This window comes from Streptococcus infantis, from assembly GCF_047460825.1.
GTDB classification, from domain to species: domain Bacteria; phylum Bacillota; class Bacilli; order Lactobacillales; family Streptococcaceae; genus Streptococcus; species Streptococcus infantis_V.
In genome coordinates this window covers 17,853-38,707 of record NZ_JASHFO010000020.1, presented here as the reverse complement: position 1 = coordinate 38,707, position 20,855 = coordinate 17,853, and the positions used below count along the sequence as shown (strand labels likewise).

Sequence of the window (20,855 nt, the reverse complement as noted above, 5' to 3'; positions counted from 1 at the left end):
TTTATGTTTGGTCATAGTAGGCCTCATTTCTACCACAAACGTCTCACACTTAATTCCACCATAAAAATCCGTTTTAGACTAATTTCCACTTCGGTCAGGAAAGTGGAAGTTACTTTGAGAAATTACCAAGTTAGGTTATGAAGGAAAAACTAGCAAAATTACTTGAAAAAAAGGCTTAACTATGATACAATGTAACTTGTCGTGTAAACGATAATACTCATTCTTGATGAATTGTGAAGCTGTTGCCTTCGGGTCGTTTTGCAAGCTGAAATCAAGAAGAGGAAAAAAACAAAAAGGAGAAATACTCATGGCAGTAATTTCAATGAAACAACTTCTTGAGGCTGGTGTGCACTTTGGTCACCAAACTCGTCGCTGGAACCCTAAGATGGCTAAGTACATCTTCACTGAGCGTAACGGAATCCACGTTATCGACTTGCAACAAACTGTAAAATACGCTGACCAAGCATACGACTTCATGCGTGATGCTGCAGCTAACGATGCAGTTGTATTGTTTGTTGGTACTAAGAAACAAGCAGCTGACGCAGTTGCTGAAGAAGCAGTACGTTCAGGTCAATACTTCATCAACCACCGTTGGTTGGGTGGAACTCTTACAAACTGGGGAACAATCCAAAAACGTATCGCTCGTTTGAAAGAAATCAAACGTATGGAAGAAGATGGAACTTTTGAAGTTCTTCCTAAGAAAGAAGTTGCACTTCTTAACAAACAACGTGCACGTCTTGAAAAATTCTTGGGTGGTATCGAAGATATGCCTCGTATCCCAGATGTAATGTACGTAGTTGACCCACATAAAGAGCAAATCGCTGTTAAAGAAGCTAAAAAATTGGGAATCCCAGTTGTAGCGATGGTTGACACAAACACTGATCCAGACGATATCGATGTAATCATCCCAGCTAACGATGACGCTATCCGCGCAGTTAAGTTAATCACAGCTAAATTGGCAGACGCTATCATCGAAGGTCGCCAAGGTGAAGATGCTGTTGCAGCAGTTGAAGCAGAATTTGCAGCTTCAGAAGCTCAAGCAGACTCAATCGAAGAAATCGTTGAAGTTGTAGAAGGCGACAACGCTTAATTCATAATAAATAGTAATTACCTAGGAGGGCGGGGCTTAGCCCGGCTCTCCTATTTTTAAAAAATATAGGAGAATCAAAATGGCAGAAATTACAGCTAAACTTGTTAAAGAGTTGCGTGAAAAATCTGGTGCTGGTGTTATGGACGCTAAAAAAGCATTGGTTGAAGTGGAAGGCGATATCGAAAAAGCGATTGAATTGCTTCGTGAAAAAGGTATGGCAAAAGCAGCTAAGAAAGCTGACCGTGTTGCTGCAGAAGGTTTGACTGGTGTTTATGTTGACGGTAACGTTGCAGCAGTTGTTGAAGTAAATGCTGAAACTGACTTCGTTGCGAAAAACGCTCAATTTGTTGAGTTGGTAAACGCAACAGCTAAAGCAATCGCTGAAGGAAAACCAGCTAACAACGAAGAAGCTCTTGCTTTGACAATGCCTTCAGGTGAAACTCTTGAAGCAGCTTATGTGTCTGCAACAGCAACTATCGGAGAAAAAATTTCATTCCGTCGCTTTGCTTTGATTGAAAAAACAGATGCACAACACTTCGGAGCATACCAACACAACGGTGGACGTATCGGTGTTATCTCTGTAATCGAAGGTGGAGACGAAGCACTTGCTAAACAAATTTCAATGCACATCGCTGCTATGAAACCAACAGTTCTTTCATACAAAGAATTGGATGAGCAATTTGTTAAAGATGAGTTGGCACAATTGAACCACGTTATCGACCAAGATAATGAAAGCCGTGCTATGGTTGGTAAACCAGCTCTTCCACACTTGAAATATGGATCAAAAGCTCAATTGACTGATGAAGTGATTGCTCAAGCTGAAGCTGATATTAAAGCTGAGTTGGCTGCAGAAGGCAAACCAGAAAAAATCTGGGATAAAATCATCCCAGGTAAAATGGATCGTTTCTTGCTTGACAACACTAAAGTTGACCAAGCATACACACTTCTTGCACAAGTTTACATCATGGATGACAGCAAGACAGTTGAAGCTTACCTTCAATCAGTTAACGCTTCAGTAGTTGAATTCGCTCGTTTTGAAGTTGGTGAAGGTATCGAAAAAGCTGCAAACGACTTTGAAGCAGAAGTTGCAGCTACAATGGCAGCAGCCTTGAATAACTAATAAAAAAGTAAGGAAGCTAATTTGCTTCCTTTTCTTTTGTTAGAGGGGATTCATAGGAATCCTTTTTTTATTTTAAACGGTAAACAAAAAGCCCTATACAAGGGCTTAGTGTATTTAGGAGACTACACTTCGAATTCATAGAGTGCTGTAGATAGGTAACGTTCTCCGTTATCTGGTGCAAGCGCAAGGACTTTTTTACCTGCTCCAAGTTTTTTAGCGACTTCAATTGCTGCATAGATAGCTGCTGCAGAAGAAATACCGACTAAGAATCCTTCTTTTCCACCGATTTCACGGCCAAGTGCTAGAGCATTATCTGATGTTACACGAACGATACCATCGTAAGCTTTTGTATCAAGTGTATCTGGAATGAATCCAGCAGAGATACCTTGAATTTTGTGAGGACCTGGCTTTTCACCAGACAAGATAGCTGACTCGTCTGCCTCAACAGCAAAAACTTGAATATTTGAGTTAGCAGTTTTAAGAGCATGAGAAACACCAGAAATAGTTCCTCCAGTACCAACACCGGCAACAAAGGCGTCTAAACCATCAGCTCCGAAATCAGCTAGAATTTCAGCTCCTGTTGTTCTTTCGTGAACCTCTGGGTTAGCTTGGTTATTAAACTGTAATGGTAGGAAACCATCACGCTCAGCAGCAATTTCCTGCGCTTTTGCAATCGCACCTTTCATTCCTTCGCTACCAGGAGTGAGGACTAGTTCAGCTCCATAAGCTTGGATAATTTTACGACGTTCCACGCTCATTGTTTCAGGCATAACGATAACAACTTTGTAACCTTTAGCGGCACCAACCCATGAGAGACCAATACCAGTGTTCCCACTAGTTGCTTCTACAATGGTAGAACCTGGTTTCAATTTACCTTCTTGTTCTGCTTTTTCAATCATGCTTAGGGCGATACGGTCCTTAACTGACGATCCTGGGTTAAAAGCTTCAAGTTTTACATAAACATCTGCTGCACCTTCTGGTACAATGTTATTCAATTTAACAATCGGTGTTCTACCGATGAGTTCTGTGATATTGTTATAAATTGCCATATTAGCACCTCTTTATATAAGATGCTACTAGTATAACTCTAACTTTAACTTTTGTAAAATATAGAAATCCTATCGGAGTGATAGGATTTTTTTATATCAGTGATTCAAACCATTCATATTCAAACGATTATGATAAGCTAAGTCAAATAGATAGGTGTAAAGAGGTACAATATCAGTTTTCTTTGGAAATTCAAATTTGTGAGAATTAAAATGCTCATTGTGAGATTTTAAAAAGGCATTTTCTAAATAAGTAATCGTAATCTCACTATCATCAATCCCAAGTCCAGCAGTTTCCATTTCAACATTGACAATGTTCATGAGGAAAATTGATTTGATAGATATCTTCCGTCCGGTTGCCCCTTGTTTATCTGTAAAGATGATACGGATATTAGTAAAGATAATTGAGTCACGAATGAGTTTATATCCGCTTTGAATTTCTTCATTTTCTAATAAATATTGTCCAAACTCCTTGGTAAGAGCTTCTTTACTTTGCTCACTGAAGTTTCCAGCGAGTCCCTGAATTAATCTTCCAAAAGCCATATGATATTTCCTTTCTTTACGATAGGTTTACAGGTACTTCAACTTCACGTAAACCTTTGTCGGTTAGAGTAACTTTTCCATTGAAAAATTCAATGAGATCAGCCTTGATACCGTCTTTCTTTTCTTTATCAATGAAAATCATAGTGTCAACTTGATCTGTAAAGTTTGTCTCTAATTCAATGAGATTATGCTCTTTAAGAAAATTCCCATATTCTTGATACTGGGCATAGGTCATGTGAATCTGTATCCCTGCTTGCTCTTTGATTTCAATAATGCCAATTTCCTTAACTGCTAGGGCAACACTACCAGCATAAGCGCGAATCAAACCACCAGCCCCTAGTTTGATACCACCAAAATAACGAGTAACTACAACACAGACATTAGTAAGGTTGTGATTCTCCAGAACTCCTAGCATAGGAACGCCAGCAGTCCCACTAGGTTCTCCATCATCACTAGTTCGCTTGATTTCACTACGCTCACCGACAATAAAAGCAGAGCAGTTGTGGGTAGCTTTATAGTGTTCTTTTTTAATAGTTGTGATAAAATCACGAGCCTCTTCCTCACTATAGACACGTTTGGCATGACAGATAAAGCGTGATTTTTTGATTTCTTCTTGGACTTGTCCGTCCTCTTTTATAGTTCTGTATTCCATATTTTTATTGTACTAAAAAATAGCGTAAAGTTCTACATTTTACGAATAAAGAAATATGAAAGTAAATCCAAATTATCTCGGTCGCCTTTTTACCGAGCAAGAATTAAGTCATGAGGAGAGACAACAAGCAAAACAAATTCCATCCATGAAAAAAGAAAAGGGGCAACTATCTTGTCAGCGTTGTGGTAGTCAGATAGAAGAAGAATGGCATTTGCCTATTGGTGCTTTTTATTGTCGAGAATGCTTGATTATGAAGCGAATAAGAAGTGATCAAAAACTCTATTACTTTCCACAAGAATGTTTTCTCAAACAAGATGTACTCAAATGGTCAGGTCAACTGACTCCATTTCAAGAGCGGGTATCACAAGGACTCCTTCAGGCGGTAGATAAGAAGGAGGCTACCTTGGTACATGCAGTGACAGGAGCTGGTAAGACTGAGATGATCTACCAAGTTGTTGCCAAGGTAATTGATCAAGGTGGAGCTGTTTGTTTGGCCAGTCCACGAATTGATGTTTGCCTAGAACTCCATAAACGATTACAAAATGATTTTGCATGTGAGATTGCACTATTACATGGGGAGTCGGATCCGTATTTTCGTACACCTTTAGTTGTAGCAACCACTCACCAGCTATTAAAATTTTATCAAGCTTTTGATTTATTGATTGTGGATGAAGTAGACGCCTTTCCTTATGTTGATAATCCTGTACTTTACCATGCTGTCAACAATTGTGTAAAGGAAAATGGATTGAGAATATTTTTAACAGCAACGTCAACTGACGAGTTAGATAGAAAAGTTAAACAAGGGGAGTTAAAGCGTCTCAGTTTACCTCGTCGTTTTCATGGAAATCCTCTCATTGTTCCCAAGCCAATCTGGTTATCGCATTTTAATAGATATTTAGAAAAAAATGGCTTACCTCCAAAATTAAAACTTTACATTGAGAAACAGAGAAAGACGGCCTATCCCTTACTAATCTTTGCCTCTGAGATTAAAAAGGGAGAAAAGCTAAAAGAAATTTTGCAGGAGAAGTTTCCGAATGAGAAAATAGGCTTTGTATCTTCAATCACAGAAGACAGATTAGAGCAGGTACAGGCCTTTCGAGATGGAGAGTTAACGATATTAATAAGCACAACTATATTAGAGCGTGGAGTTACCTTCTCTCGTGTAGATGTTTTTGTGGTGGAAGCCAATCATCAACTCTTTACCAAGTCAAGTTTAGTACAAATTGGTGGGCGAGTTGGAAGAAGCATGGATCGTCCTACCGGAGAACTGATATTTTTCCATGACGGACTCAATCAGTCCATTAAGAGAGCCATAAAGGAGATTAAACAAATGAATCAGGAGGCAGGAGTATGAAGTGTTTATTGTGTGGTAAAAGTTTACAAACAGAGATAACTTTTACTAACCTGCTCTGTTTTAAAAAGGAGGAGGAAATAGTCTGTGAATCCTGTATTTCGTCTTTCGAGAGTATTGGTGGTAATCATTGTCCTACTTGTTTTAAAAAAGGAATGTCAATCATCTGTCAAGATTGTCAATTTTGGTGTAAAAAAGGTGTAAAGGTTGATCATGTGGCTCTTTATTCCTATAATCAGGCCATGAAAGAATATTTTAGTCGCTATAAATTTGATGGTGATTATCTTCTTAGAAAGGTATTTTCTGAGATATTGCAAAAAGAGTTAAAGAAGTATAAGAACTATCAGATTGTGATTGTTCCTCTGAGTGACCAGCGTTTAAAAAGCAGAGGCTTTAATCAAGTTGAAGGTTTGATAAAGGATACTGGGTTAGCATATCTGGATATTTTGGTTAAAAAAGAAGTGGAGGCTAGTTCTTCAAAAAATCGATCGGATCGCTTACTTGCAGAATTTCCCTTTTTATTGAAAGATGGCGTGAAGATCCCAGAAAATATCTTACTCTTTGATGATATTTATACGACTGGAACTACCTTGAATCGTCTTAAAAGTATGCTATTAGAGGCTGGTTGTCAGAATATTAAAACTTTTTCCCTCGCAAGATGAGGAAAAAGTTTGCAAAAAAAATATGAAAGCGTTATAATATAATTAGAAAAACAAATATGTTTAGAAAGAAGGTACTTATATGATTAAATATAGTATCCGTGGTGAAAACCTAGAAGTAACAGAAGCAATTCGTGATTATGTAGTTTCTAAACTCGAAAAGATCGAAAAATACTTCCAAGCAGACCAAGAATTGGATGCGCGTGTTAACTTGAAAGTTTATCGTGAAAAGACTGCTAAAGTAGAAGTAACCATTCCGCTTGGATCTATAACTCTTCGTGCAGAAGATATTTCTCAAGATATGTACGGTTCTATTGATTTGGTGACAGATAAGATTGAGCGTCAGATTCGTAAAAACAAAACTAAAATTGAACGTAAGAACAGAAATAAAGTATCTACAAGTCAACTCTTTACAGATGTTTTAGTTGAGGACTTAGATGTAGCACAACCAAAAGTTGTTCGTTCAAAACAAATTGATTTGAAACCAATGGATTTGGAAGAAGCTATCTTACAGATGGATTTATTGGGACATGATTTCTTTATCTATGTAGATGTTGAAGATGAAACAACAAATGTTATTTATCGTCGTGAAGATGGAGACATTGGTCTTCTAGAAGTTAAATAATCAAAAAAATTAGTCTGTAAAAGTGGTTTACACTAGTGTAAACCACTTTTTAGTTTGGATGTTTTACTATTATTTGAAAATAGTGTTTCCTCTTTAAAAGTCGCATTTTGGCTACATTTATGGTATAATAATGCGCAAGAGGTTTGTAATGAAAAAAAATGAAATAAATCCCTTTTTTATGTATCTGATTGCTATAGTAACCTTTACGATTATGACCATTTTGATTGTGTTAGTAAAGGATAATCTTATCACTATAGCAAGTCTATTTTTATTTATCGTATTCTATGTTCTGCTATTTAATTTCCAGAAAAAATATTACAAAAAAACAGATATCGAGCAAATCCAGTATGTTAATCATCAGGCTACGGATAGTTTGAGTGCCCTCCTAGAGCAAATGCCTGTCGGGGTTGTTAAATTAAACATGAACAGCAGTGAGATTGAATGGTTCAATCCCTATGCGGAATTAATTTTAACAACTGAGGATGGAGAAATTGATTTTCCTCAATTTCAAAAGATTTTAAAGAGTTCGATTTCTTCCCCAGGGGCTTATGCCATTGTTGGGGAGAAACGTTATGCAGTGCATTTAGATAGAAATTCAGGTGTCTTATACTTTTTTGATGTTTCTGGTGAGTATGAGGCTACTGCTGAGCTTGTGACAATTAGACCGGTAATCGGGATTATCTCAGTTGATAACTATGATGATTTAGAAAATGAAACGTCTGAATCAGACATTAGTCATATTAATAGCTTTGTTGCAAATTTTGTTTCAGAATTTGCTGGGAAACATGCCATGTTTTCTCGTAGAGTGAGTATGGATCGGTTTTATCTATTTACGGATTACACGGTGCTTAATCACTTGATGCAGGATAAGTTTTCTGTTATTGATACCTTTCGTGAAGAAGCCAAGCAACGGAATTTACCACTAACGATGAGTATAGGAGTTTCCTATGGTGATGGGAATCACGACCAGATTGGGAAGGTTGCTCTCCTCAATCTCAACTTAGCCGAAGTTCGTGGTGGTGACCAAGTAGTTGTAAAAGAGAATGATGAAACCAAAAATCCAATCTACTTTGGAGGCGGTTCAGCAGCATCTGTTAAGCGAACTCGGACACGAACTCGTGCTATGATGACAGCTATCTCAGATAAACTTAAAAGTGTCGATCGAGTTTTTGTTGTTGGTCACAAGAATCTTGACATGGATGCTCTTGGTTCAGCAGTTGGAATGCAGTTGTTTTCGAGTAATGTACTAGAAGATAGTTATGTGGTTTATGATCCTACACAGCTGTCTCCAGATATCGCTCGAGCGGTCAATTATTTGGAAGATGAGGGTGTTTCAAAACTTCTTCCTTTAAATCAAGCGATGACAATGGTTACCAAACGCTCATTACTGGTGATGGTTGACCATTCTAAGACAGCTTTAACCTTATCTAAAGAGTTTTATGACTTGTTTACCCAGACGATTGTCATTGACCATCATCGTCGTGACCAAGATTTTCCAGATAATTCGGTCATTACCTATATCGAGAGTGGAGCTAGTAGTGCTAGTGAACTAGTAACAGAATTGATTCAATTTCAAAACTCTAAGAAGAAACGTTTGAGTCGTATTCAGGCTAGTGTTCTTATGGGAGGGATGATGCTGGATACTAAAAATTTCACCTCTCGGGTAACTAGTCGAACTTTTGATGTTGCAAGTTATCTCAGAACGAGAGGGAGTGATAGCATTGTCATTCAGGAAATTTCGGCCACTGATTTTGAAGAATATCGATTGGTAAATGAACTCATTTTGCAGGGGCAAATGGTACAGCCATCAATCCTGGTTGCTCAAGCTTTGGAGGATAAAGAGTACGATACGGTTGTTATTAGTAAGGCTGCTGATGCTATGCTTGCCATGTCTGGTATAGAGGCCAGCTTTGTAGTTGCTAAGAATAGTCAAGGAGCAATCTCCATTTCTGCGCGAAGCAGAAGTAAGATCAATGTCCAGCGAATTATGGAAGAGTTAGGTGGCGGTGGTCACTTTAACTTAGCTGCAGCACGTTTGACAGATATGAGCCTGCAAGAAGCAGGAGATAAACTCAAAACAGTTATTTTTAATGAAACAAAAGAAAAGGAGTCAGAAGAATGAAAGTAATCTTTTTAGCAGATGTTAAAGGTAAAGGGAAAAAAGGTGAAATTAAGGAAGTGCCAACTGGATATGCACAAAACTTTTTAATTAAGAAAAACCTTGCTAAGGAAGCTACAGCTCAAGCCATTGGTGAGTTGCGTGGTAAGCAAAAATCAGAAGAAAAAGCACATGCAGAGATGCTTGCAGAAGCGAAGGAAATTAAAGCAAAACTGGAAGCAGAAGAAACAATCGTTGAGTTTGTCGAAAAGGTTGGTCCAGACGGACGAACATTTGGGTCAATTACTAACAAGAAGATTGCAGAAGAATTGCAAAAACAATTTGGTATTAAAATTGATAAACGCCACATTCAAGTTCAATCACCAATTCGAGCAGTTGGTTTGATTGATGTTCCAGTTAAGATTTATCAAGATGTAACAAGTGTAATCAATCTTCGTGTCAAGGAAGCTTAATTTACGATTGGTTGACAATATTGTAAAAGGAAGGAAAGTCTGATGGCAGAAGTTGAAGAACTGCGTGTTCAGCCTCAAGATATCCTGGCAGAACAATCTGTGTTGGGAGCTATTTTTATTGATGAGACTAAACTCGTTTTTGTCCGAGAATATATCGATTCACAGGACTTCTTTAAGTATGCTCACCGTTTGATTTTTCAAGCTATGGTTGATTTGTCTGATCGTGGAGATGCTATTGACGCAACCACAGTTCGGACGATACTAGATAGCCAGGGTGATTTACAAACTATTGGAGGCTTGTCTTATCTGGTTGAGATTGTCAATTCAGTGCCAACCTCTGCCAATGCGGAATACTATGCTAAAATTGTAGCAGAAAAGGCTATGCTTAGACGTCTAATTGCTAAGTTGACAGAGTCTGTAAACCTAGCCTATGAAGCTTCTCAACCTGCTGACGAAATTATTGCTCGTGCAGAAAAAGGCTTGATTGACGTTAGTGAGAATGCCAATCGAAATGGCTTTAAAAATATTCGCGATGTATTGAATATCAACTTTGGGAATTTAGAAGCTCGTTCGCAACAGACTTCAGATATCACGGGTATTGCGACAGGTTATCGAGATTTAGATCACATGACGACAGGTCTGCATGAGGAAGAATTGATTATTTTGGCAGCTCGTCCTGCGGTTGGTAAGACAGCCTTTGCTTTGAATATTGCGCAAAATATCGGAACCAAATTAGACAAGACAGTTGCTATTTTCTCTCTGGAAATGGGTGCTGAAAGTTTGGTCGATCGTATGTTGGCTGCGGAAGGGTTGGTAGAGTCGCATTCTATCCGTACAGGTCAATTGACCGAGGAAGAATGGCGCAAGTATACGATTGCACAGGGTAATCTGGCTAATGCAAGTATCTACATCGATGATACACCAGGGATTCGGATCACAGAAATTCGCTCTCGTTCCCGTAAACTGGCTCAAGAAACAGGTAATCTAGGCTTGATTTTGATTGACTATCTTCAACTTATCACAGGGACTGGTCGAGAAAATCGTCAACAAGAAGTATCTGAGATTTCCCGCCAGTTGAAAATCCTAGCAAAAGAACTCAAAGTTCCAGTTATAGCTCTCAGTCAGCTTTCTCGTGGTGTAGAGCAACGTCAAGATAAGAGACCAGTTTTGTCTGATATTCGTGAATCTGGATCTATTGAGCAGGATGCTGATATCGTAGCCTTTCTCTATCGTGATGACTATTATGAGCGCGGTGGTGAAGAGGAGGAAGGCATTCCAAATAATAAAGTAGAAGTGATTATCGAGAAAAACCGTAGCGGTGCTCGCGGAACGGTAGAATTGATTTTCCAAAAAGAATATAATAAATTTTCAAGTATTTCGAAGATGGAGGAACCAAGATGACAGACGCATTTACAGATGTGGCTAAAATGAAAAAAATCAAAGAAGAAATTAAGGCGCATGAGGGACAAGTGGTAGAAATGACCTTAGAAAATGGTCGTAAACGCCAAAAGAATCGTTTGGGAAAACTAATTGAGGTTTATCCATCGCTCTTCATCGTTGAGTTTGGAAATGTTGAAGGAGACAAACAAGCAAATGTCTATGTTGAATCTTTCACCTATTCAGATATTTTGACAGAAAAGAACTTGATTCATTATTTGGATTAAGGATAATCATGAAAGTGAGAAGATTTCTCACTTTTTTTATTTTCTTTCGAATGATATAGATGAGGTCAACCTCAAAAATCTAATTATTTGAAGGAGAATGAATGACATTTACTAAAGCAGGACATAAAAAGGGAACTTTTCTAAAGAGAACGACGGTGGGAACAGCTTCATTATTGCTAGCAGGTGCTTTTTTGTTTGGTGGAGGAACTGTTCATGCTAATCAGGTAAACAATGGCTCACAGGCACGTGGAGATGATTATCCCTATTATTATAAAAATGGAAGTCAAAAAATTGATAAGTGGCGCATGTACTCAGGACAGTGTACCTCTTTTGCTGCTTTTCGTTTAAGTAGTGTCAATGGTTTTGAGCTACCAGCTGCTTATGGGAATGCTAATCAATGGGGTTATCGAGCCCAAAAAGAAGGCTATCGTGTGGACCAGCAACCAGCAATTGGTGCGATTGCTTGGAGTACAAGAGGGCAATATGGTCACGTAGCTTGGGTATCTAACGTGATTGGAGACATGATTGAAATTGAGGAGTACAATTACGATTATACAGAAACGTATCATCGTAGAATTGTAAAGGCGAGTTCTATGACTGGTTTTATTCACTTTAAAGATGTTGGGAATGCTAGTGTAGGGTCTCATCAGTCTCTACTATCCTTCAGTGGTACTCATCACTTCACAGAAAAATCAGCTATTATGGATCAGCCGACACTGACAGCTACTATTATTGAATACTATGAACCTGGAATGAGTGTTCATTATGATCAAACCTTTGAAAAAGAAGGTTATAAATGGATTAGTTATATTTCACGAAGTGGAAACAGACGCTATATCCCCTTAACTAAAACAGGTAGTTCTAAAAATGGTTGGGCAAAAGAGGGAACAAGTTGGTACTACTATGACAATGGTCAAAAAGCAGTCGATTGGAAGAATATAAATGGGAACTGGTATCATTTGCAAGCTGATGGTAAAATGACGACAGGCTGGTTAAAAGAAGGTTCGAATTGGTATTATCTGAAGTCATCTGGTGAAATGCAGACAGGTTGGTTAAAGGATAAGGGCATTTGGTATTATCTGGAAAGTTCTGGAGCTATGAAAACTAGTCAGTGGTTCCAGGTGTCAGGAAAACATTATTATGTAAATGCATCTGGAGAATTGGCAGTAAATACGACTATCGATGGATTTCAAGTTGATGCTGATGGAGTTCGAGTAGAAAACCCAGCCTCATAAGTGTTATTCAGCATTTGGGCTCTTCCTAATGGTATTTTTCCCTGCTTTCCTTTATAATGGGTGTATGGACAAGAAAAAATTATTACTAATTGACGGTTCTTCAGTTGCTTTCCGAGCATTTTTTGCCCTTTATCAGCAACTGGATCGTTTTAAAAATGACAATGGACTACATACCAATGCAATCTACGGTTTTCACCTGATGCTAAATCACCTACTGGAACGTGTTCAACCGAGTCATATCTTGGTTGCTTTTGATGCGGGTAAAACGACTTTCCGTACCGAGATGTATGCAGACTACAAGGGTGGTCGTGCCAAGACTCCGGATGAGTTTCGTGAGCAATTCCCTTTTATTCGTGAGTTGCTAGAGCATCTTGGAATTCGTCATTATGAGCTAGCCCAGTATGAGGCGGATGATATCATTGGTACCTTGGGTCGTTTGGCTGAAAAAGATTCATTTGATGTAACTATCGTCAGTGGAGACAAGGACTTGATCCAGTTGACAGATGAACATACAGTGGTTGAGATTTCTAAGAAAGGTGTAGCTGAGTTTGAGGCATTTACACCAGAATATCTCATGGAAAAGATGGGCATCACACCAACTCAGTTCATTGATCTTAAAGCCCTCATGGGAGATAAGTCAGATAATATCCCTGGTGTAACTAAGATTGGTGAAAAGACGGGTATCAAGCTCTTGTTAGAACATGGCTCGCTCGAAGGTATTTATGAAAATATCGATGGGATGAAGGCTTCTAAGATGAAGGAAAATCTCATCAATGATAAGGAGCAAGCCTTTCTGTCTAAAACATTGGCAACGATTGATACGAAAGCACCGATTGAGATTGGACTGGATGATTTGGTTTATAGTGGTCCAGATGTGGAAAATCTTGGGAAATTCTACGATGAGATGGGCTTCAAACAACTCAAGCAGGCTTTAAATGTATCATCAGCTGATGTGGCTGAGAGTTTGGACTTTACTATTGTTGACCAAGTTAGTCAAGATATGCTAAGTGCGGACTCCATCTTCCACTTTGAACTCTTTGGAGAAAACTACCATACAGATGACTTGATTGGTTTTGCCTGGTCGTGCGGAGACAAGCTCTATGCTACAGATAAGCTGGAACTTCTGCAGGATCCGATTCTTAAGGATTTTCTAGAAAAAACAGCTCTGAAAGTGTATGATTTTAAGAAAGCAAAAGTTCTCTTAAATCGCTTTGGTTTGAATTTGCAGACTCCTGCTTTTGACAGTCGTTTAGCCAAATATCTCCTATCGACAGTAGAGAACAATGAAATTTCAACTATTGCTAGTCTCTACGGTCAAACTTACTTGGTCGATGATGAAACCTTCTACGGTAAAGGTGTCAAAAAAGCTATCCCAGAGCGAGAGAAACTCTTGGAGCACTTGGCTCGTAAGGTTGCTGTATTGGTTGAGACAGAGCCGGTCTTACTTGAAAAATTAAGCGAAAACGGACAACTTGACCTTCTTTATGACATGGAGCAACCTCTAGCCTTTGTCCTTGCTAAGATGGAAATCGCTGGGATCAAGGTCAAAAAAGAAACACTTCTTGAGATGCAAGCTGAAAATGAGCTTGTCATTGAAAAGCTGACGCAAGAGATTTATGACCTAGCAGGTGAGGAATTTAATATCAATTCACCTAAACAGTTGGGTGTCCTTCTTTTTGAAAAACTAGGTCTCCCTCTCGAATATACCAAGAAAACCAAGACGGGCTACTCGACAGCCGTGGATGTATTGGAGCGTCTAGCTCCTATTGCACCAATCGTCAAGAAAATTCTCGATTACCGTCAGATTGCTAAGATTCAATCCACTTATGTGATTGGTTTGCAGGACTGGATTTTAGCTGATGGCAAGATTCATACGCGCTATGTGCAAGATTTGACTCAGACAGGTCGTCTGTCTAGTGTCGATCCAAACTTGCAAAATATTCCTGTGCGTTTGGAGCAAGGTCGTCTCATTCGTAAGGCTTTCGTGCCAGAGTGGGAGGACAGTGTCCTTCTCAGCTCGGACTATTCACAGATTGAATTGCGAGTTTTGGCGCATATCTCTAAGGATGAGCACTTGATTAAAGCCTTCCAAGAAGGAGCTGACATCCATACCTCGACAGCTATGCGGGTCTTTGGAATCGAACGTCCTGAGGATGTAACTCCAAACGACCGTCGCAATGCTAAGGCTGTGAACTTTGGAGTGGTCTACGGAATTTCAGACTTTGGTTTATCGAATAATCTGGGCATCAGCCGTAAAGAGGCTAAGGCTTACATTGATACCTACTTTGAACGTTTCCCAGGTATTAAAAACTACATGGATGAAGTGGTGCGTGAAGCGCGTGATAAGGGTTATGTAGAGACCCTCTTCAAACGTCGCCGTGAATTGCCAGATATCAATTCGCGCAACTTTAACATTCGTGGTTTTGCGGAACGTACAGCTATCAACTCCCCTATCCAAGGTTCGGCTGCAGATATTCTCAAAATCGCTATGATTCAGCTGGATAAAGCATTGGTAGAGGGTGGTTATCAAACCAAGATGCTTCTACAAGTACACGATGAAATCGTTCTTGAAGTTCCTAAGTCAGAATTAGCTGCTATCAAAAAACTCGTTAAACAAATCATGGAAGAAGCTATTCAACTCAGTGTGCCCCTCATTGCTGATGAAAATGAAGGCGTAACTTGGTATGAGGCCAAGTAAAAAATAAACAATCAAACAAAAAGAAATCCCCTTTGAACGTTACTGTTCAAGGGGATTTTTGCTGAGAAAATTCTTTCAAGCAAAGATAAAATCGATTTTATCTAGCTAGTAGTAGACTTACTTGAGTTGTTTCTTTTGTTCTTTTTTGGCAAGTACTGGTAGAATCACACCTAATCCAATTAGAATAATTGGGGTCAAGATATTTGTAAGAAGAGAGAATTGCCAAGCAGTTGGATTCTCAGCGTAGTTAATTTTTGGAACCATACCAAGGATACAAGCAAAGGCAGTAAAGAGGAAGCACCAAGTACCGATAACAAAACCAAGTTTAGGATTATTCACAAACTTGTATTCGGCATTTTTGTATGTTTTCCAAGCACGGTTGAGCATCATATAGGCAAGGAATACCCAGAGATAACGCATTGGCATTACGATAGAATTGAGGTTTGTCATCCATTTTACAAGTCCGTCAATTTCCTGAATACCAAAAATTGGAAGGATGATGATAAGGCTAACGAGGACACCTGTAAGAAGGTAGCCGTTAATGAGGACACCTTTTTCAGTACGTTTGCGAAGCCAGCTTGGGATGTAGTTTTCATCAGCGTTATTGAGAAGGATTTGCAATGGTGCGTCAATAGAGAAGGCAAGCGCAGCGATTTGTCCGACCATGTTTGTAAGAGCGTAGATCACGACAAAGAGGTTTCCAACTCCCCAAGAATTTCCTAACATTTGGAAGGCTTGATAAGCGCCATTACGCATGAGGTCTTCAGGGATATTATTGCCATCAAATAGCATTCCCATGGCAACTGATCCGAGGATAGCAGATAGACCCACCATGATGGCCATCACAATCATACCTTTTGGAAATTCTTTTGCAGGGTTGCGAGTTTGATTGACATATGGGGAAATTTTTTCACAACCACCAACTGCAAAGACCAATAGTGAGATTGTTGTAAAATAAGAAAAATCAAAGTTTGGAATATAGGTGCTTAGTTGATCCATGTGTGGTGTCGCAAACTGAATATCTGGCTTGATGAAAGGCAGACCGACAGCCAAAAGCACGAAGAGTAAAGACATAACCAACATAGCACTTCCTGCCAAGCTACCAATGACTTTTAGAGTTGCCAATCCTTTTGTAGAAAGGTAGAGGAAAAGTCCAAAGATTAGCAAGCAGAGAATAACGATCCAGTGGATGTCGATTTGTTTAAGGAATTGTCCGTTACCTTGCAAGGCCCAACCAAGCGGAATTAGAATTCCTTGAGGTTTTTGTGCGAGATAAGGGATATGCACAACCCAGTAGGTCCAAGCAGCAAAGTAAGCTAGACGTTTGGTTGATGTTTTTTCAACCCAGTCACTAACACCGCTTCCGCTCTCCTTGAAGGTAGAACCCAGTTGTCCAACGATGAGGGAATAAGGGATGAAGTAGAGTGCGAGGATTAAAACCCAAGATACGACGACTGAAATTCCCTGTTGAGAATAGTTGTTGACGACGTTTCCTAGCCCCCAAACCATGTTGAAGGCAATCAGAGAAACCATCAGCCAATTAAGTTGGTGTTGATCTTTTTTCATAATGTCTCCTTTTCTATTAATTTCAGTATATCATGTTTTTTTGAAAGCGCCTAACAAAATCCGAAATTTCCTATAAAAAATGTAGGGGGAATTTATCAGCTGGAGTTTGCACTTGAGTAAAAGTTATACACAATCTGTGGATAACTTTGTGAAATAAAAAATTGTTTTCTAAATGTTAGTTTAGAAAAAAGAGATAGAATGTATGAGTTGGGTACTAAGCTAGTCGGTTATAAAGATTGATAGAACAGGATATTGAGGGTGTTTTACTTTAGAATGTCAAAAAAATGGTTGAGAGAAATCGTTTGGAAGTACATGAAATTGATTTGAAAGTTGATTGAAAGTTATACACAATCTGTGGATAACTTTGTGGAGGATTTGGTATAAATCAGAAAATCCCCTTGTACATGACAAAGGGATTTGACCTATTAGTGATTTGGTAACCAGCTGAGGGTAAAGTTGAGAGTTTGAGCATCTAGCAAATCCTGGTGACTAATACTCTGAACTCCTTTTCCGTCAAGATGACAGTCTTGTACAAAGTGGAAGTGTTCATGATTTTGTTGTGTACGAATATCAAGCCATTTCTTTTCTTGAGCTAGATTGACACGAAGGTGGTCAAAGAGTGGAATCCCAAGGTCATATCTTGCTTTTCCTGGGCAAGTTGGGTAAAGTCCAAGAGCAGACCAGACATACCAGGCAGATAGACTACCGTTATCCTCATCTCCTGGATAAGCATCCCAGCCAGCTCGAAAGGCTTTTTGACGGAGAGTCTTGATTAAGAGACTGGTATATTGAGGATAATTACTGTAGCGGAAGAGATAAGGGATGTGGAAACTTGGTTGGTTGGAAATAGCTAGTTGACCAAATGGTGATGTTGCCATTTCGCTCATTTCATGGATTTCATAGCCATAGCCTGTCGTTTCAAAAAGTGGGAGACTTTGACAAGCTTTCAAAAGATAGTTGCTAAAGGCTTCTTTTCCACCCATTAGTTGACTAAGTACAGAAATATCGTGTAAGATACCGAGACTGGCTTGAATAGCTGAACATTCGGCGTAATCTCGCCCCCAACTATATGGAGAAAAGTCAGGACGGAAGTTGCCATCTACATCACGCGCCCTCATATAGCCTGTTTCAGGGTCAAATAGGTTTTGATAATTCTTAGCATATTGAGCATAGGTTTGTGCCAGCTCTTCTTGACCTAATTTTGCTGCGCAGGTAGAGATGCAAAAATCGCTGTAAGCATAGTCCAGTGTATGACTGACACTTTCATGGAAGTCCGTGGATAGGTATCCTAGCTTTTGGTATTGTGCCAGGCCGTGTCGTCCATTGATAGCTTTTGGATCTGCCTTGGTTGCAGTTTCAATCATGGCTTTGAGAAATTCTTCTTCAAGCTCAGGTGCCATGTTTTTGCAGGCGCTATCTGCAATAAGACCATCAATCAAAGTGCCAGGCATCATTCCTCTTTCATCAGGGGCAAGCCACTTAGGAAGATATCCAGTGTCGCGGTAGCTATTGAGGAAGCCTTCAAGGAACTGACGATAGTATTCTGGAATAATCAAGGCAAAGAGTGGGAATGAAGTGCGGAAGGTATCCCAAAAACCATTGTTGGTAAAGAATAGCCCTGGTTTGATAGTCCCTGAAGCAAGGTTTATATGAATATTCTCGCCTTGTTCATTTACCTCATAGAAGGTTTGTGGGAAAAGAAAGAGTCTATAAAGACAGTGATCAAAAAATGTTCGGTCTACCGAGCCGGTTTCCACGACATCAAATCGGCCTAGAAGATCTTCCCAACTTTTTTTGGCGTCTACTCTTGTTTCTGTAAAATCCTGTTTAGGAAGATTAAAGAAAGCTTGTTCTTTGGAAATAAATGAAGTGGCTAGTTGAACTTGAGCTTCCGATTCAGCCAAGTCGATACGCCAGTCTTGCCCCACTTGATTGATAGATAAAATATCTGTAGAGAATGCGAGAGCAGTAAACATGACGAGGGGACTTTTGTTGGTTTCGGTTAATCCGATTTGACCAAGGCTGACAGTACGCTCATCTATTTGCTCTAGTGATAAATCATCTGCTGCATGCAGATAGAGTGAGAGTTTCTTGCCTTGTATCTGTCTTAGTTGAATAGAAGCCCCATAGCAAGTAGGACTTAATTGAGTTTCAATCTGATAACGCTCAGAAAAAATTCGGAGATAATGGGGATTGAAAATAGCACGCTCTAGATTATAAGAGGATTGGCGATGGTAGAGGGTATCCCCGATAATATCTCCTGTGACTGGAGTTAGAAGTAGCCAAGAATAATCGCCAATCCAAGGACTAGGCTGGTGGGTTAGTCGAATACCCTGAAAGATAGGTAGATGGGGATCGAAAAACCAAGAACCTTCCTGGTCACTAGTTTGTGGAACAAAGTAATTCATCCCAAAAGGAACCCCTGTGTATGGTAGTGTATTACCTCGTGAAAATGCATGCTTGCTAGCTGTGCCAAAGCGGGTATCAATGGTTTCAAGTATCGGTTTCATAGTGGTTTCCTTCAGTAGTTTTCTACATTATATCAGAAAAAGGATACTTTTAGAAAATGACTTTCAAATATAACAATTTTGTAGAATAATGACTAACATTTGTGTATATATTTTCTGGACTAAAAGCTATATACTGAAAATGAAAATTTGTTTGAAAGAGGCAAAATAGTTTATGGTATATTCAAAAGAAATTGTCAGAGAGTGGCTAGATGAGGTAGCGGAGCGTGCCAAGGAGCATCCTGAGTGGGTGGATGTCTTTGAACGTTGTTACACAGACACTTTAGACAATACAGTTGAGATCTTAGAAGACGGCTCAACTTTTGTACTGACTGGAGATATCCCAGCTATGTGGCTTCGTGACTCAACTGCTCAGCTAAGACCTTACCTTCATGTGGCAAAAAGAGATCCTCGTTTGCGTCAGACCATTGCTGGTTTGGTCAAACGTCAGATGACTTTGATTCTCAAGGACCCCTATGCCAATTCTTTCAATATTGAGGAGAACTGGAAGGGTCACCACGAGACCGACCATACAGATCTCAATGGCTGGATTTGGGAGCGCAAGTATGAAGTGGATTCGCTTTGCTACCCATTGCAGTTGGCTTACCTTCTTTGGAAGGAAACTGGTGAGACTAGCCAGTTTGATGAAACCTTTGTTACAGCGACCAAGGAGATTCTCCATCTCTGGACGGTTGAACAAGACCACAAGAACTCACCATACCGTTTTGTTCGTGATACCGACCGTAAGGAAGATACGTTGGTTAATGATGGTTTTGGACCTGATTTTGCGGTGACAGGGATGACCTGGTCAGCCTTTCGTCCAAGTGATGACAGCTGTCAGTACAGCTACTTGATTCCATCAAATATGTTCGCAGTCGTTGTCTTAGGTTATGTCCAAGAAATCTTTGCAGAATTGAATCTAGCTGATAGTGAAAGCATCATTGCTGATGCCAAACGTCTCCAAGCTGAGATCCAAGAAGGAATCGAAAACTATGCCTACACGACTAACAGCAAGGGTGAAAAGATTTACGCCTTTGAAGTAGACGGTTTGGGAAATGCTAGCATCATGGACGACCCTAACGTACCAAGTTTGTTGGCGGCTCCCTATCTTGGTTACTGTGATGTCAACGATGAAGTCTATCAAGCAACTCGTCGCACCATTCTCAGCCCTGAAAATCCATACTTCTACCAAGGAGAATACGCTAGCGGTCTCGGAAGTTCTCATACCTTCTATCGCTATATCTGGCCGATTGCCCTATCTATCCAAGGTTTAACAGCTACAGATAAAGCTGAGAAAAAATTCTTGCTAGACCAACTGGTTGCCTGTGATGGCGGAACAGGTGTGATGCATGAAAGCTTCCACGTAGATGATCCGACTCTCTACTCTCGTGAATGGTTCTCATGGGCCAACATGATGTTCTGCGAATTAGTCTTGGATTACTTGGATATCCGCTAATACTCTTCGAAAATCAAATTCAAACCACGTCAGCTTCGCCTTGCCGTAGGTATGGTTACTGACTTCGTCAGT

17 protein-coding genes are annotated in these 20,855 nt (G+C 39.6%); 12 read left to right on the top strand and 5 right to left on the bottom strand.

Going from position 1 to position 20,855, the window contains the following annotated elements:
* Positions 1–307 precede the first annotated feature (307 nt).
* Positions 308–1,090, top strand: coding sequence for a 30S ribosomal protein S2 (rpsB, locus tag QM911_RS06950; protein ID WP_000268462.1), 783 nt, complete (start codon positions 308–310; stop codon positions 1,088–1,090).
* 79 nt (positions 1,091–1,169) lie between these two features.
* The gene (tsf, locus tag QM911_RS06945; RefSeq protein WP_414313522.1) at positions 1,170–2,210 is read left to right on the top strand and encodes a translation elongation factor Ts; all 1,041 of its coding nucleotides are present in this window, start codon (positions 1,170–1,172) and stop codon (positions 2,208–2,210) included.
* A 122-nt stretch (positions 2,211–2,332) separates the two neighbouring features.
* Here tsf and cysK read toward each other — a convergent pair whose 3' ends face one another.
* From cysK to QM911_RS06930, 3 genes are all read right to left on the bottom strand, one after another.
* A complete protein-coding gene (cysK, locus tag QM911_RS06940; protein WP_153224651.1) occupies positions 2,333–3,259 on the bottom strand; it encodes a cysteine synthase A in 927 nt (308 codons plus the stop codon).
* 96 nt (positions 3,260–3,355) lie between these two features.
* Positions 3,356–3,799 (bottom strand): PH domain-containing protein, encoded by a 444-nt coding sequence (locus tag QM911_RS06935; protein ID WP_060954959.1) that lies wholly within the window; start codon positions 3,797–3,799, stop codon positions 3,356–3,358.
* Between the two features lie 16 nt (positions 3,800–3,815).
* Positions 3,816–4,451: a YigZ family protein gene (locus tag QM911_RS06930; RefSeq protein WP_049526161.1), complete on the bottom strand. Its 636-nt coding sequence runs from the start codon at positions 4,449–4,451 to the stop codon at positions 3,816–3,818.
* Between the two features lie 55 nt (positions 4,452–4,506).
* On the opposite strand from QM911_RS06930, the gene QM911_RS06925 reads away from it, so the two are divergent.
* From QM911_RS06925 to polA, 9 genes are all read left to right on the top strand, one after another.
* The gene (locus tag QM911_RS06925) at positions 4,507–5,805 is read left to right on the top strand and encodes a DEAD/DEAH box helicase (RefSeq protein ID WP_414313521.1); all 1,299 of its coding nucleotides are present in this window, start codon (positions 4,507–4,509) and stop codon (positions 5,803–5,805) included.
* Positions 5,802–6,464, top strand: a complete 663-nt coding sequence (locus QM911_RS06920) for a ComF family protein (protein ID WP_414313520.1) — start codon at positions 5,802–5,804, stop codon at positions 6,462–6,464. Before QM911_RS06925 ends, QM911_RS06920 begins: the two co-directional genes overlap by 4 nt.
* A gap of 79 nt (positions 6,465–6,543) precedes the next feature.
* The gene (gene hpf / locus QM911_RS06915; protein WP_049509978.1) at positions 6,544–7,086 is read left to right on the top strand and encodes a ribosome hibernation-promoting factor, HPF/YfiA family; all 543 of its coding nucleotides are present in this window, start codon (positions 6,544–6,546) and stop codon (positions 7,084–7,086) included.
* A 148-nt stretch (positions 7,087–7,234) separates the two neighbouring features.
* Positions 7,235–9,208, top strand: coding sequence for a DHH family phosphoesterase (locus QM911_RS06910; protein ID WP_414313519.1), 1,974 nt, complete (start codon positions 7,235–7,237; stop codon positions 9,206–9,208).
* Complete coding sequence (rplI, locus tag QM911_RS06905) at positions 9,205–9,657, top strand: 50S ribosomal protein L9 (RefSeq protein WP_000864204.1); 453 nt, start codon at positions 9,205–9,207, stop codon at positions 9,655–9,657. The genes QM911_RS06910 and rplI overlap by 4 nt, the downstream gene beginning before the upstream one ends.
* A gap of 42 nt (positions 9,658–9,699) precedes the next feature.
* On the top strand, positions 9,700–11,058 hold the full coding sequence (gene dnaB / locus QM911_RS06900) for a replicative DNA helicase (RefSeq protein ID WP_000852500.1): 1,359 nt from the start codon (positions 9,700–9,702) through the stop codon (positions 11,056–11,058).
* Entirely contained in the window at positions 11,055–11,321 is a 267-nt protein-coding gene (locus QM911_RS06895; RefSeq protein WP_000128621.1) for a Veg family protein, read from the top strand. The genes dnaB and QM911_RS06895 overlap by 4 nt, the downstream gene beginning before the upstream one ends.
* Before the next feature lie 101 nt (positions 11,322–11,422).
* Positions 11,423–12,556, top strand: coding sequence for an SH3 domain-containing protein (locus tag QM911_RS06890; RefSeq protein ID WP_414313518.1), 1,134 nt, complete (start codon positions 11,423–11,425; stop codon positions 12,554–12,556).
* A 64-nt stretch (positions 12,557–12,620) separates the two neighbouring features.
* Positions 12,621–15,254 carry a DNA polymerase I gene (polA, locus tag QM911_RS06885; RefSeq protein WP_414313517.1) on the top strand — a complete coding sequence of 878 codons (2,634 nt, stop codon included), beginning with the start codon at positions 12,621–12,623 and terminating at the stop codon, positions 15,252–15,254.
* 117 nt (positions 15,255–15,371) lie between these two features.
* On the opposite strand, the gene QM911_RS06880 is transcribed toward polA, so the two are convergent.
* Positions 15,372–16,820 (bottom strand): APC family permease, encoded by a 1,449-nt coding sequence (locus QM911_RS06880; RefSeq protein WP_414313516.1) that lies wholly within the window; start codon positions 16,818–16,820, stop codon positions 15,372–15,374.
* A 425-nt stretch (positions 16,821–17,245) separates the two neighbouring features.
* Positions 17,246–19,330 carry a GH92 family glycosyl hydrolase gene (locus tag QM911_RS06875; RefSeq protein WP_414313515.1) on the bottom strand — a complete coding sequence of 695 codons (2,085 nt, stop codon included), beginning with the start codon at positions 19,328–19,330 and terminating at the stop codon, positions 17,246–17,248.
* A 172-nt stretch (positions 19,331–19,502) separates the two neighbouring features.
* On the opposite strand from QM911_RS06875, the gene QM911_RS06870 reads away from it, so the two are divergent.
* The gene (locus QM911_RS06870) at positions 19,503–20,783 is read left to right on the top strand and encodes a glycoside hydrolase family 125 protein (protein WP_414313514.1); all 1,281 of its coding nucleotides are present in this window, start codon (positions 19,503–19,505) and stop codon (positions 20,781–20,783) included.
* Positions 20,784–20,855: the final 72 nt, after the last annotated feature.